Genomic DNA, 13,582 nt, shown 5'->3' on the forward strand with positions numbered 1-13,582 from the left:
GAACAACCCTTGTTGTCATAGGTGCGCCGTAACGTCTGAGGAATGCCGACCCTCACGACCCGTCGTGGCCTGGCACGCACCTTCCTGCCGCTCGGCCTGGTCTTCCTCACCGTCGGCGTCTCGATCGCCCTGGTGGTGCCGTTCCTCTCGCTCTTCCTCAACACCGAGGTCGAGGCCAACCCGATCCAGGTCACCGTGATCCTGATCGCCGGGCCGCTCTCCGGCGTGGTGGCGGGCACGCTGATCGGCCGGCTCTCCGACCGCCACCCGATCCGGCGCCGGCTGCTGATCGGCGCGGCGCTGTTCGGCCTGGTCGGGGCCGGGCTGCTCACGGTCGTCCGGGACTACTGGGCGGTCTTCGGCATCCAGGTCACCCTGCTGGCCATCGCCGGCTCGCTCTTCCCCCAATCCTTCGCGTACGCCCGCGAGGTGCTGGAACGGGTGGTGCCGGGCCGGTCGGCGATGGGCATCACCAGCCTGCGCACGGTCTTCTCGATCGCCTGGGTGGCCGGGCCGCCACTGGCCGCGGTGATGATCGAGGCGGGTGGCTTCCGGCTGGTCTACGGCGTCGCCGCGGCGCTGTACGCGCTGGCCGCCCTGCTGTCCGCGGTCACCCTGCCCGACGTCGGCCCGGTCGAGCCGGTCACCGGCGACGTGACCCCGGCCGGCCCGACGCCGGGACCGGGCCGCGGCACGCTGATCCTGGTCACGGTGATCTTCACGGCGCTGCAGTGCCCGCTCACGCTGGGCGTGCAGGCGCTGCCGCTGCACATCAGCCGCAACCTCGGCGGCGAGGTGTCCGACGCCGGGCTGGTGCTCGGGCTGTGCGCGCTGCTCGAGATCCCGCTGCTGCTCGCGCTGGGCTGGCTGGCCACCCGGGTGCCGGTGCGCGCGGTGATCGTCGGCGGCGCGGCCTGCGGTATCGCCTACTTCCTGATCGTGTTCTCGGCCGGCGAGGTCTGGATGCTGCTCGCCGCCCAGCTGATGAACGCGCTGTTCATCGCCGCGGTCTCCGGTCCGTCGATCACCTTCGTGCAAGACCTGCTGCCGGCCGAACCGGGCCGGGCGACCACCCTGTTCACCAACACCTTCCCGATCGGGGCGATGCTCGCCGGTCCGCTGTTCGGGGTGGCTCAGCGGTTCGACTACCGGCTGGCGTACGTGTTCTGCGCCGCCCTCTGCGCCGTGGGCCTGGTGTTGCTCCTGGTGCTGCGGGTCGGAAAGACCAGACCGCGCCTGTCCGTGAGTTAGCGTTGAGAACGTGCGCGCACGGGTAGAACAGACTCCGCTGCCGGGAATCGGCGTCCGGCACGACCTGATCACCTCCTCCGGCCGTACGGTCGGGGTGGTCTCACACCGCAACGGCCGGCGCGACCTGGTCCTTTACGACGTGGACGACCCGGACGCCTGCCTCGCCTCCATCCCGCTCACCGACGACGAGGCCGAGGCCCTGGCCGACGTCCTCGGCGCCTCCCTGATGCTGGGCCAGCTCGCCGGGCTGCGCCAGCAGGCCGCCGGGCTGCTCACCGAACAGGTCGCGCTGCCGGCCGGCTCGCCGTTCGTGGGCCGGCGGCTGGGTGACACTCGGGCCCGCACCCGCACCAGCGCCTCGATCGTCGCCGTCCTGCGCGACCGCGAGGTGATCGCCTCCCCCGGCCCGTCGTTCCAGTTCGAGGCCAACGATGTGGTGGTGGCGGTCGGCACCCGTGAGGGCCTGAACGGCGTGACGGCGATCCTGGCCGGCGAAACCGACGACTGAGCCGTGCACGAGACGACGATCCTCCTCATCGAGGTCGGCGCCCTCCTCTTCGCGCTCGGCATGCTGGGCCGGCTGGGCCGCCGGATCGGGCTCTCGCCCATCCCGCTCTATCTGCTGGCCGGGCTGGCCTTCGGGCACGGCGGGTTGCTGCCGCTCTCGGCCAGCGAGGAGTTCATCGAAGTCGGCGCCGAGATCGGCGTGATCCTGCTGCTGGTCATGCTCGGCCTCGAGTACTCGGCGACCGAACTGGTCGGCAACCTGCGCGCCTCGGCGCCCGCCGGCGTGTTCGACATGCTGCTCAACGCGCTGCCCGGTGCCGCCTTCGCGTTCCTGCTGGGCTGGGGCTGGGATGCGGCGCTGGTGCTGGCCGGCATCACCTGGGTGTCGTCCTCGGGCGTGATCGCCAAGGTGCTCGGCGACCTGGGCCGGCTCGGCAACCGGGAGACCCCGGTGATCCTGTCCGTGCTGGTCATCGAGGACCTGGCGATGGCCTTCTACCTGCCGCTGGTCACCGCGGTGCTGGCCGGGATGGGCCTGATCGGCGGGCTCGAGGCGCTGGCCGTCGCGGTGGTCACGGTGGTCGCGGTGCTGGTGGTGGCCATCCGGTACGGCGGGGCGATCTCCCGGTTCATGTCCGTCCGCGACCCGGAGGCGCTGCTGCTCAGCGTGCTCGGCCTCACCCTGTTCGTCGCGGGCGTGGCGGCCGAGCTCAACGTGTCCGCCGCGGTCGGCGCGTTCCTGGTCGGCATCGCGCTCTCCGGCGCGGTGGCGCACCGCGCGACCGAGATGCTGTCCCCGCTCCGCGACCTGTTCGCGGCGGTGTTCTTCGTGTTCTTCGGGCTGTCCACCAACCCGGCCGACATGCCGCCGGTCCTGCTGCCAGCGCTGGGCCTGGCCGTGCTGACCATGCTGACCAAGGTCGCCACCGGCTACGTCGCGGCCGGCCGGGTCGGCATCGCGCTGCCGGGCCGGGTGCGGGCCGGGCTGGCGCTGATGCCGCGCGGCGAGTTCTCGGTTGTCATCGCCGGCCTCGCGGTGGCCTCCGGCGTCGAGCCGGAACTGGCCCCGCTGGCCACCGCCTACGTCCTGATCACGGTGGTGAGCGGACCGATGTTGGCGCGTTTGACGGATTACGTGTGGTTCAAGGCATTCATCCGTCGGCGTGTCGCCGCGTCCCGCGCCGCGACACCCGTGGTGACACCCGACTGACCAGGGTTATCTCGTGGTGCTGCAGAAAGCTACTGATCAGTACCAGAATGTGAACGAGTAGACCTTTCGCTCGGCGGCCGGTGCGCGCTAGCGTTCCGCTGACAGTTTCGTGCTCAGAGACACACAGGCGGCGAACGTGAGCTTGCGTGAATCGACATTCATTGGATTCGCGAACCCGGTCGACCCGAGTCCGGACGAGCTTCAGGCGTGGGCATACCACCCCGAGGCCGTGCCGCTCGACTCCATGCCTCCGGACTGGGACCTGCTGATCGCCGGCGACGTCCTCGGCCCCACCCTGTTCGAGCTGGCGATGGACCGGCAGTGCCCGGCGCGTCGGTTCGCGCTGCACTGCATGTACATCTACGCCGCCGACGGTGTCCGCCCCAACGCGTCCTCACAGCGCAAGCGCCGGCTGAAGAAGTATGTCGAGCGCGCCGAAGAGGTCGGCGACGAGCCGATGCAGATCTGGGCCCACAACTGCCGCGTGCTGATGACCCGGCCCGAGCTCTTCGACTACGAGGAGTGGATCGAGGGCGGCCTGGTGCGGCACCCGCGCCGGCTGGGGCTCTTCCACCGCCGCTGACGCCACCGCCGCTGACACACAGGGGTCTGTTCACCGATAGGCGAGCAGACCCCTGCGTTCCGAACCGCTGCTTCAGGGCTTGCGCGGCCGCCAGACCACCAACGCGGTGGACGGGCGGCTCTGGCGCACCAGGTCACGACCCGGATAGGCGGCCATCGCCTCGGCCTCGGCCAGCCGCGCGTACGTCTCGTTGAGCTCGGCCTCCAACTCGGCCACCCGCTGTTGCAGGTCGCCGACCAGCTGCTCGAGCCCGATGATGCGCTTGATGCCGGCCAGGTTGACGCCGTCGTCCTGGCTGAGCTTCTGCACCTCGCGGAGCAGCGCCACATCGCGCTCGCTGTATCGCCGGCCGCCGCCCCCGGCCCGGCCGGCCTGCACCAGGCCGAGCCGGTCGTACTGCCGAAGCGTCTGCGGGTGCATGCCGGCCAGCCGGGCGGCCACGGAGATGATCAGGACCTTCGCGTCGGAGGCCTGCTCCATCGAGATGTGGATCTCTTCATACATGTGCCACCTCCTCTAACGATCGACCCTCATCACGGAACCTACCCAAGTCTCCGCAGTCGCGCGTCGATGCGATCGCGCCCGGCCGCGGGCGTGAGCTTGGCGAACTGCTCCAGGGCGTCCCGTGCCTCGTCCGACACCTGAGCCGGCACCTGCACGTCCACGGTGACGATCAGGTCGCCCGCCTCACCGTTGCGGCGCTGCACGCCCTTGCCCCGGGCCCGCAGCTTGCGGCCGCTCGGGGTGCCCGGCGGCACCCGCAGCGTGACCGGGGTGTCCATGGTCGGCACCCGCAGGTCGGTGCCGAGCACGGCCTCGGCCATGGTGATCGGCACAGTCAGCGTCAGGTCGTCGCCACTGCGCCCGAACAGGTCGTCGGGCCGGACCTTGACCTGCACGTACAGATCGCCGGCGGGCCCGCCGCGCTCACCCGGCTCACCGCGGCCGCTCAACCGGATGCGTTGCCCGTCGCCGACGCCGGCCGGGAACCGCACGTTGATCGTGCGGTTCTTGGTGACGCCACCGGTGCCACGGCACTCCGGGCACTTCTGATCGACGATGCTCCCCGCGCCCTGGCACTCGCGGCACGGCTCGGAGAAGCTGAACGACCCCTGGTTGCGGGAGATCAGCCCGGTGCCGGCGCACTGCGGACAGGTCCTGGGCACGGTCCCCGGCTTGGCGCCGTTGCCGTGACAGGTGTCGCAGACGCCGGGTGACCGCAGGGTCAGCGGCAGGGTCGTGCCCTGGACCGCGTGCACGAAGTCGAGGGTGACCTCGGCCTCGACGTCGCGGCCCCGCTGTGGCCCGCTGCGCCGCGGCCCGGCGGTGTTGCCTCCGCCCGAGAAGATCGAGCTGAATATGTCGGAAAAACCGGCGCCACCGAACCGCTTGTCGCCGGGCGCGCCCGCCTGACCCGCGCCGGTGAAACCACCGAACAGGTCGGACGGGTCGAACCCGCTGCCGGACCGCGCGCCCCGGCGGAACGCGCCCGAACCGAACAGCGAGCGCATCTCGTCGTACTCTTTGCGCTTCTTGTCGTCCGACAGCACGTCGTACGCCTCGGACGCGGCCTTGAACTTGTCCTCCGACTCCTGGTTGCCCGGGTTCCGGTCGGGGTGAAGCTCACGCGCCAGCTTGCGGTAGGCCTTCTTGATCTCGTCGGCGGAGGCGGACTTGCTCACCCCGAGGACGGCATAGAAGTCCTTCTCCAGCCAGTCCTTCGAACTCAACTCATCCACCTCCTCTGCGTCGCCACCCCACCCGCCGGCCGACCGGCGGGTGGGGTCATCTGCCGAATCACTCCGGGTCGGCGACCGCGACGAGGGCGGGCCGCAGCAGCCGCTCGCCCAGCGTGTAACCCCGGCGCATGACCTCGACGCAGGTCGGCTCCTTGACATCCGGGGACGTCAGGTGGGCCACCGCCTCGTGCCGGGTCGGGTCGAACGGATCACCCTTCTCACCGAACGCGACCAGGCCGAACTTCCCGGTGGCCGCGGTCAGCACTTCGGCCACCGTCGCGAACGGACCCTTGAGATCGTCGTGCTCGCGGGCACGATCGATGTCGTCGAGCACCGGCAGCAGCGTGGTGAGCACCGCGCCGGTGGTCTGCTCGGCGGCCGCGCCCCGGTCACGGTCGACCCGCTTGCGGTAGTTGGCGTACTCCGCCGTCACCCGCTGCAGGTCACGCGTCCGCTCCTCGAGGTCATGACGCAACGCCTCGAGCTCCGCGCCCAGAGCCGGGGGCGGGGGCGGGGCCGGCGGGGACGGCGACGGCGACTCCGGCGCCGCGGCCGGCTTCTCGGCCACGACCTCGGCGCCCTCCTCCGGGTCGGCGGCGCGGTGTGCGCCGCCGCTGGCCCGCTTGGACTCCTTCGCCTTCGTCTCCTTGGCGTCGCTCACGGATTCCCCTGCCGACTTTCCGTTCGGGTTGATCTTGCGCCGGTCGCGGATGACGACCCGCTCGGTCGCCTGACCGTCGTTCTCGTCCTCCGCGCGGCTCACTTCTTGTCGTCCTCGACGATCTCGGCGTCGACCACGTCGTCCTGCTGACCGCCGGCCGGGCCGCCGGTCGTCGCGCCACCGGCCGCACCCGCGCCACCGGACGCCTGGGCGCCGTCGGGGCCGGGGGCGTCCTGCGGAGCGTCGGCCTGCTGCTGCGCGTAGAGCAGCGAACCGGCCTCCTGGGACACCTTCGCAAGGTTTTCGTGCGCCGTCTTGATCTTGTCCATGTCGTTGCCGCCGAGCGCGCCACGCAGCTCGCTCAGCGCCTCGGAGATCTTGGTGCGGCTGTCCTCGGGGAGCTTGTCACCGCTCTCGGCCAGGAACTTCTCGGTCTGCCACTGAAGCTGCTCGGCCAGGTTGCGGGTCTCCGCGTCCTCCTTGCGCTTCTTGTCGTCGTCGGCGTGGTCCTGAGCGTCGCGCATCATCCGCTCGATGTCGTCCTTCGGCAGCGCGGAGCCGCCGGTGATCGTCATCTTCTGCTCCTTGCCGGTGCCCATGTCCTTGGCGGCCACGTGCACGATGCCGTTCGCGTCGATGTCGAAGGTGACCTCGATCTGGGGCACGTTGCGCGGCGCCGGCGGAAGACCGGTCAGCTCGAAGGTGCCGAGCTTCTTGTTGTACGCCGCGATCTCGCGCTCGCCCTGGAAGACCTGGATCAGCACGGACGGCTGGTTGTCGTCGGCCGTGGTGAAGACCTCGGAACGCTTGGTCGGGATCGTGGTGTTGCGCTCGATCAGCTTGGTGAAGATGCCGCCCTTGGTCTCGATGCCCAGCGACAGCGGGGTCACGTCGAGCAGCAGGACGTCCTTGACCTCGCCCTTGAGCACGCCGGCCTGGAGCGCGGCGCCGACCGCCACGACCTCGTCCGGGTTCACGCCCTTGTTCGGCTCGCGGCCGGTCAGGCTCTTGACCAGCTCGGAGACGGCGGGCATGCGGGTCGAGCCGCCGACCAGGATCACGTGGTCGACATCCGACACCTTGACGCCGGCGTCCTTGATGGCCTGCTCGAACGGCGCCTTGGTGCGGTCGAGCAGGTCTTGGGTCATGCGCTGGAACTCGGCCCGGCTCAGGCTCATGTCGAGGTGCAGCGGGCCGTCCGGCCCGGCCGTGATGTAGGGCAGGTTGATGCTGGTGGTGTTGGCCGCGGACAGCTCGATCTTCGCCTTCTCGGCGGCCTCACGCAGACGCTGGAGCGCCATCTTGTCCTGGCTCAGGTCGATGCCGTTGGCGCCGCGGAAGGTCTTGACCAGGTGGTCGATGACCCGCTGGTCCCAGTCGTCGCCACCGAGGTGGTTGTCACCCGAGGTCGACTTGACCTCGATGACGCCCTCACCGAGCTCGAGCAGCGAGACGTCGAACGTGCCGCCGCCGAGGTCGAAGACCAGAACGGTCTGCTCCTTGGTGCCCTTGTCGAGCCCGTAGGCCAGAGCGGCGCCGGTCGGCTCGTTGACGATCCGCAGGACGTTGAAGCCCGCGATCTCGCCGGCCTCCTTGGTCGCCTGGCGCTGCGCGTCGTTGAAGTAGGCCGGGACGGTGATCACCGCGTCGGTGACCGTCTCGCCCAGGTAGGCCTCGCTGTCGCGCTTGAGCTTCATCAGCACCCGCGCGGAGATCTCCTGCGGGGTGTACTTCTTGCCGTCGATGTCGACGGACCAGTTGGTGCCCACCTCACGCTTCACCGAACGGATGGTCCGGTCGGGGTTGGTCACCGCCTGGCGCTTGGCGACCTCGCCGACCAGCACCTCCCCGTTACGCGCGAAGGCGACGATGGACGGGGTCGTCCGGGAGCCCTCCGCGTTGGCGATGACGGTGGGCTCGCCCCCTTCCAGAACGCTGACGCAGGAGTTCGTGGTGCCGAGGTCGATGCCGACCGCACGTGCCATGTTGGGAATCCTCGCTTCTTGTCTACGTCTTGTCGGGCCGCAAGTTGAGCGGACCGGACTCAATCATGCCACGGGCCCGCACGTCGTCAAGTCGAAGTTGAGCGGATGCGACGCAAGTCCCGTCCGGTACATTCCTGTCCGGTCACGGCACACGGGTACCTGTTGTCTGTGTCGTATAGATCGGGCACGCTTTACGCGTGACGACGCAGGGTGACGCGGCAGGTCCGGCGGCCTCCGCCGCGCCCGGCTCCCCGACGTCCGAATCCAAGGGGCAAAAATCAACTTCTCAGAGCGATAAACCATTGGATACGCGGACAGAACAGTCCCGTCAGGTCGAGCAGACAGCAGCTGCCGGCGACGCGCCGTTGCCAACCGCCGGGCGTGGTGGTGGGTCAAGCCTCGAGCCGGACGATGAACCCACCGTGGCCGCCGCGCCGGCCGGGTCATCGGCCGCCGCCCAAACGGAGCCGGCCGACCCGGCCGACCCGGCCGACCCGGACGACCCGGCCGACCCGGCCGACCCGGCCGACCCGGACGACCCGGCCGACCCGGACGACCCGGACGACCCGGACGACCCGGACGACCCGGACGACCCGGACGACCCGGACGACCCGGACGACCCGGCCGACCCGGCCGACCCGGACGACCCGGACGACCCGGACGACCCGGTCGACCCCGCTGACCCGGTCGCTGAGGTCGCCGTCGACGAGTCCACCCTGGTGGAGACCCCGGACGACGGGGCCACGGCCGACGTGGCCGAGTCGGAGGAGCCGACCGCGCCCGTCGCCGACGCCAAACCGGCAACGGAGCCGACCACCGAACCGATCGCCGAAACCGCGAAGACCGAACCGGTGCTGACGCCCGACCCGACGCTGCAGGAGCCGCTGGCGCTGGCGCTCGCGCCGCGGAACGCCCCGGCACCCGCGGCGCCGGCCGTCCCCACGACCGCGGCGCCGCCGGTCCCCACGGCGCCGCCGGCCGAGGCGTCACCGGCCGTCGGCGAGCTGGCCGAGGCCCTGTCCCACCTGCGCGCGGCGATCGGCGCCGCGGCGTACCCGATGGTGATGCCCTCGGCCGACCAAGCGCGACGGATCGGCAAAGCCCTGGTCTCGCAGGTGGACGACTACCTGCTGCCGCGCCTCGCCCGGCTCGACGCGCCGCTGCTCGTGGTTGTCGGCGGATCGACCGGCGCGGGCAAGTCGACGCTGGTCAACAGCCTGGTCCGGGCGCCGGTGAGCGCGTCCGGGGTGCTGCGGCCGACCACCCGCTCGCCGGTGCTGGTCGGGCACCCGGACGACATGCCCTGGTTCCGCAAGGGCGAGCTGCTGCCGGGGCTGGTGCGGACCACGGTGTCCAGTTCCGACCCGCGCACGCTCCAGCTGGTCACCGCGCCGGCCATGGGGCCCGGCCTGGCCTTCCTGGACGCCCCGGACATCGACTCGGTGGTCGAGGGCAACCGCAAACTGGCCGCGCAGCTGCTGGCCGCGGCCGACCTGTGGCTGTTCGTGACCACCGCCGCGCGCTACGCCGACGCGGTGCCGTGGGAGCTGCTGACCACCGCCCGCCTGCGCGGCACCGTGATCGCGCTGGTGCTCGACCGGGTGCCGCCCGACGCCGCCGGCGAGATCTCCGCCCACCTGGGCGAGATGCTGGCCCAGCACGACATGGCCGCGGCGCCGCTGTTCGTGCTGCCCGAGGTGGCCCTGGGCGGGCAGGCGCTGCTGCCGGAAGACGTGACCCGGCCGCTGCACGACTGGTTCGAGACGCTGGCCGCCGACGCCAACGCCCGCTCCGCCGTGGTCCGGCAGACGCTGGACGGCGCGCTGTCCGCGCTCGGCCCGGCCGTCGAGGGGCTGGCGGACGCGGCCGACGACCAGGCGCTGGCGGCGTCCGCGCTGGACGAGCGGGTGACCGCCGCCTACCGGAACGCCAAGCGGACGGTCGACGACGGGCTCCAGGATGGCCGGCTGCTGCGCGGCGAGGTGCTGGCCCGCTGGCAGGAGTTCGTCGGGACCGGCGAGTTCCTGCGGGCACTGGAGTCGCGGGTCGGCCAGCTGCGGGACAAGGTCATCTCGGTGCTCACCGGGCGGCCCTCGCCGGGGCGCAACCTGCAGGCGGCACTGGAGTCGCAGCTGGTCACGCTGCTGCGCGGGGTGTCGTCGGACGCGGCCGAGCAGGCCTACGGGGCGTGGCAGGCCCATCCGTCCGGTGCCGCGCTGCTCGAGCCGGCCATGGTCAAGCCGTCGGCCGACCTGCCGCAGCGGGCCGACCGGCTGGTCCGGGACTGGCAGCACTGGGTGCTGGAGCTGGTCCGGGAAGAGGCCGGTGACAAGCGGTTCGTGGCGCGCGCCGGCGCGTACGCGGTCAACGGTGTCGGTCTTGCCGTGATGATCGCGGTCTTCACCTCGACGGCGTTCATACCCACCGGCGCCGAGGTCGCGGTCGGCGCGGGCACCACGCTCGCCGCGCAGAAGCTGCTCGAGGCGATCTTCGGAGATCAGGCGATTCGTACGCTCGCCACCCGCGCCCGCGAGAACCTGCTGTCCCGCGTGGACGAACTGCTCGACGCCGAGGCGGCCCGGTTCACCGACCGTACCGCCGCGGTGAATCTCGAACTGGAGCCGGCGGCCACGCTGCGTCAGGCGGCCGCCGAGGTGGAACGCGCGCGGGGCGAACTCGCGTTGACCGCGGTCGGTGAAAGATGAGTCTGGTGGAGAAGGTGCGCGGATCCCTGACCCGTGACGACGGCCGGATCGACGCCGATCGGCTGGTCGGCCGGTTCGAGTCGCTGTCCCGCTTCCTGCGGGTGACCGACCCGCACCTGCCCGACGGTGACCTGGTCGCCGCGCACACGCTGGTCGAGCGGGCCGGGACCCGGCTCAAGCTGTCCCAGGACCACACCGTGGTCGCGCTCGCCGGGTCCACCGGCAGCGGCAAGTCCAGCCTGTTCAACGCGCTGGCCCGGCTCAAGCTGTCACCGGTCGGTGTCCGCCGGCCGACCACCGGCGTGGCGCACGCCTGCGTGTGGGGCCCCCTGGAGCAGGCGAACCGGCTGCTCGACTGGGTCGGCGTGCTGCCACGGCAGCGCTACGTGCGGGAGAGCGCGCTGGACGGCGACGACGAGGCCGCGCTGCGCGGGCTGGTGCTGCTCGACCTGCCCGACTTCGACTCGGTCGACCGCGGGCACCGGCTCGAGGTCGACCGGCTGCTCGGCCTGGTCGACCAGGTGATCTGGGTGGTCGACCCGCAGAAGTACGGCGACCGGATCCTGCACAACGCCTACCTGCGCCAGTTCCGGCAGATCGGCGAAGTCACGATCGTCGTGCTCAACCAGGCCGACCGGCTGTCCTCGGCCGACACCGAGCTGGTGCTGGCCGACCTGCGCCGGCTGCTGGACGAGGACGGGCTCGCGTCCGCACCGGTGCTGGCCACCTCGGCCAAGCAGCCGGGCATGCTGACCGAGCTGCGCGAGACGCTCGAGAAGACGGTCGCCGAACGGCAGTCGGCGCTGCGCCGGCTGGCCGGTGACCTCGACGCGGTGAGCGAGCAGCTGGCCGAGATGATCGGTCCGCCGGCCGCCGAGGACGAGGTCGACCGGGCCACCGTGCGGCAGCTGTCCGAGGCGCTGGCCGCGTCGGCCGGGGTGCCCGCGGTGGCGTCGGCGACCGGCTCGGCCTACCGGCAGCGGGCGGCCGCCGCGACCGGCTGGCCGCTGGTCCGCGGCCTGAACAAGCTCCGGCCCGACCCCCTGAAGCGGCTGCACCTCACGGCCGCGGACACCGACGTCGTGTCGCGGACCTCGGTGCCACCCGCCACCGCCGCCCAGAAGTCCGCGGTCGGGCTCAGCGTGCGGGCGGTCGCCGCCCGTGCCGCCGCGCCGATCCCCGCGGTCTGGTCCCCGGCGCTGAACACCGCGTCCCGGTCCCGCTCGGACGACCTGCCGGACGCCCTCGACCGGGCCGTCGGGTCCACCGATCTGGGTATGCGGCGTACGCCGATCTGGTGGCGACTCGTCGGCGGCCTCCAGTGGCTGCTGCTCGTCGCCGCCGTCGGCGGGCTGGGCTGGCTGGTGGCCGGCGCCTTCGACCTGGCCCCCCTTGACGTCATCAAGATCGCCGGGTTCGCGCTGCCGCTGGTGCTCCTGGTCGGCGGCCTGGTGCTCGGGATCCTGCTCTGGCTGCTGCTGAAACCCCTGATCAACTGGGCCGCCCGGCGAACACAGCGACGCGCCGAGCAGCGGCTGCGGAGCGCGGTCACCGGGGTGGCCCGCGAGCACGTGGTGGCGCCGGTCCGCGAAGTGCTGAACGCGTACGCACAGGCGCGTGAAGCCTTGGCCGCCGTCCGTTCTGAGTAGTTCCAGCAGGCCCGGGGACGAGTACGCTCGCGGCATGGCGGCCCCTCAGACACCGTACGAAGCGGTCCTGCACGCGGCCCGTGACGTGGCAAAGCTCGACTGCGCGCTGGACGCCGAGATGCTCGCGACCGCGCTGCTCGGAAGCGTCTACGCGGTGGCGGAACACGATCGCGCCGCGGCGGTGCAAGACTTCGTCGGCAACTTCCTCGGCGCGACCACCCGCCGCCGCACGGCATCGGCCACCGCGATCCGCTCGGTGTTCGCCCGGCTGGTGCCCGAGGCGGCCGGCGCGGGCGAGGTGCGGCCCGGTTCGCAGGCGCCGGCCTGGACCGACCAGGTGGGGCGGGTCCGGGCCACCGGTTGCTACGCCTACGGCGACGTGTACGGCGACCAGACGTCCTACCTGGTCACCTTCGCGTACGAGGACAGCACCGACGGCGGCGCCGACCACGCCCTGGTGGCCCTGGTCGACCACAACATCGGCATCGCCAAGGACCTGTACGTGGGCAGTCCCGCCTCGCGCATCCTCGGCCAGGTCCGCGAGATGTGCGCGGCCGACGAGCTGACCTGGTTCCGCGAGGAAGACCCGGCCCGCCTCCGGCACGAGGTCGACCGCCACCTGGAGATCACCGACGGGCTGACCGACCTCCCGTCCGAAGGCTCGCTGGCCACCGACCGCGCCCTGGCCGTGTCCCGCCTGCAGACCCTGCCCGCCTCGACGGTGCCGCGGCTGCCCGAGCCGCCCACCCGCAGCGTGCCCGAGCTGATGCGCGACTTCATGTCGTCACCCGAGGCGACCCGGTTCGGCCTCGACGAGCTGCGCAACGACGACGAGCTGGCCAGCCTGCACTTCTGCCTGAGCCTGATCACCGACCACGCGAGCAGCCTGCCCGACGCCGACCCGCTGCGCTGGAGCCCCGCGGTGGCCGGGCTGTTCCTGCTCGACTGGGTGCACCGGCGCGCCGTCCTCGACATGGACGACGCCGCGATGCTGCCGAGGGTCACCCGGGCCTGGAGCTCGTACGCGGTCCGCATGCGCGGCCTGCCCATGGCCGCCGGCGAACAGATCGACGACGTGGTCGAGGAGATGATCCCCGAGTTCGCCCGCCTCTACGCCACCGGCGAACGGCGAAGCCCCGCCACCGCGGCCGTGGCCCAGCTCATCTCCGAGGGCGTCGACCCCAACGACGCCGACGCCATCGACGCCTGGATCGACCAGAACCGCCACCGCCTCAACGGCGACTGACCCGCCCTGACGCGTCGGGTCGTCTCCGTGCGCCCAGGCGACTGAC

General features: G+C 71.7%; 11 protein-coding genes. 7 read left to right on the forward strand and 4 right to left on the reverse strand.

Annotation, left to right across the window (positions count from 1 at the left end):
* The first annotated feature begins 42 nt into the window (after positions 1 to 42).
* The 4 genes from AB0O15_RS00325 (at position 43) to AB0O15_RS00340 (ending at position 3,551) form a co-directional block, all read left to right on the forward strand.
* Positions 43 to 1,251, forward strand: coding sequence for a sugar efflux transporter (locus AB0O15_RS00325; RefSeq protein ID WP_364311979.1), 1,209 nt, complete (start codon positions 43 to 45; stop codon positions 1,249 to 1,251).
* 10 nt (positions 1,252 to 1,261) lie between these two features.
* Complete coding sequence (locus tag AB0O15_RS00330; RefSeq protein ID WP_364311981.1) at positions 1,262 to 1,759, forward strand: cation:proton antiporter regulatory subunit; 498 nt, start codon at positions 1,262 to 1,264, stop codon at positions 1,757 to 1,759.
* 3 nt (positions 1,760 to 1,762) lie between these two features.
* Positions 1,763 to 2,968 carry a cation:proton antiporter gene (locus AB0O15_RS00335; protein WP_364311983.1) on the forward strand — a complete coding sequence of 402 codons (1,206 nt, stop codon included), beginning with the start codon at positions 1,763 to 1,765 and terminating at the stop codon, positions 2,966 to 2,968.
* A gap of 136 nt (positions 2,969 to 3,104) precedes the next feature.
* Entirely contained in the window at positions 3,105 to 3,551 is a 447-nt protein-coding gene (locus tag AB0O15_RS00340) for a hypothetical protein (protein WP_364311985.1), read from the forward strand.
* Positions 3,552 to 3,623: 72 nt separating this feature from the next.
* Here the strand turns inward: AB0O15_RS00340 and AB0O15_RS00345 are convergent, their stop codons facing one another.
* The 4 genes from AB0O15_RS00345 to dnaK form a co-directional block, all read right to left on the reverse strand.
* Positions 3,624 to 4,055 (reverse strand): MerR family transcriptional regulator, encoded by a 432-nt coding sequence (locus tag AB0O15_RS00345; protein WP_364311988.1) that lies wholly within the window; start codon positions 4,053 to 4,055, stop codon positions 3,624 to 3,626.
* Between the two features lie 38 nt (positions 4,056 to 4,093).
* On the reverse strand, positions 4,094 to 5,281 hold the full coding sequence (gene dnaJ, locus AB0O15_RS00350) for a molecular chaperone DnaJ (protein WP_364311989.1): 1,188 nt from the start codon (positions 5,279 to 5,281) through the stop codon (positions 4,094 to 4,096).
* A 67-nt stretch (positions 5,282 to 5,348) separates the two neighbouring features.
* On the reverse strand, positions 5,349 to 6,053 hold the full coding sequence (grpE, locus tag AB0O15_RS00355; RefSeq protein WP_364311992.1) for a nucleotide exchange factor GrpE: 705 nt from the start codon (positions 6,051 to 6,053) through the stop codon (positions 5,349 to 5,351).
* Positions 6,050 to 7,936 carry a molecular chaperone DnaK gene (gene dnaK / locus AB0O15_RS00360; protein ID WP_364311995.1) on the reverse strand — a complete coding sequence of 629 codons (1,887 nt, stop codon included), beginning with the start codon at positions 7,934 to 7,936 and terminating at the stop codon, positions 6,050 to 6,052. The genes grpE and dnaK overlap by 4 nt, the downstream gene beginning before the upstream one ends.
* Before the next feature lie 1,004 nt (positions 7,937 to 8,940).
* Between dnaK and AB0O15_RS00365 the strand changes: the two genes are divergently transcribed.
* From AB0O15_RS00365 to AB0O15_RS00375, 3 genes are read left to right on the forward strand one after another with little or no spacing between them, the layout of a single operon-like run.
* Positions 8,941 to 10,641 carry an ABC transporter gene (locus tag AB0O15_RS00365; protein ID WP_364316901.1) on the forward strand — a complete coding sequence of 567 codons (1,701 nt, stop codon included), beginning with the start codon at positions 8,941 to 8,943 and terminating at the stop codon, positions 10,639 to 10,641.
* A complete protein-coding gene (locus AB0O15_RS00370) occupies positions 10,638 to 12,290 on the forward strand; it encodes a GTPase (RefSeq protein WP_364311998.1) in 1,653 nt (550 codons plus the stop codon). Before AB0O15_RS00365 ends, AB0O15_RS00370 begins: the two co-directional genes overlap by 4 nt.
* A gap of 34 nt (positions 12,291 to 12,324) precedes the next feature.
* Entirely contained in the window at positions 12,325 to 13,536 is a 1,212-nt protein-coding gene (locus AB0O15_RS00375; protein ID WP_364312001.1) for a hypothetical protein, read from the forward strand.
* Positions 13,537 to 13,582: the final 46 nt, after the last annotated feature.

The organism is Actinoplanes sp. NPDC089786 (assembly GCF_040684855.1).
Taxonomy (GTDB): Bacteria; Actinomycetota; Actinomycetes; order Mycobacteriales; family Micromonosporaceae; genus Actinoplanes.

What these genes read in the sequence shown, in the direction of transcription:
- AB0O15_RS00325 (WP_364311979.1), top strand. Translation starts at nt 43, where the DNA reads ATGCCGACCCTCACGACCCGTCGTGGCCTGGCACGCACCTTCCTGCCG.
- AB0O15_RS00345 (WP_364311988.1), bottom strand. Translation starts at nt 4,055, where the DNA reads ATGTATGAAGAGATCCACATCTCGATGGAGCAGGCCTCCGACGCGAAG.
- dnaK (WP_364311995.1), bottom strand. Translation starts at nt 7,936, where the DNA reads ATGGCACGTGCGGTCGGCATCGACCTCGGCACCACGAACTCCTGCGTC.
- AB0O15_RS00370 (WP_364311998.1), top strand. Translation starts at nt 10,638, where the DNA reads ATGAGTCTGGTGGAGAAGGTGCGCGGATCCCTGACCCGTGACGACGGC.
- AB0O15_RS00375 (WP_364312001.1), top strand. Translation starts at nt 12,325, where the DNA reads ATGGCGGCCCCTCAGACACCGTACGAAGCGGTCCTGCACGCGGCCCGT.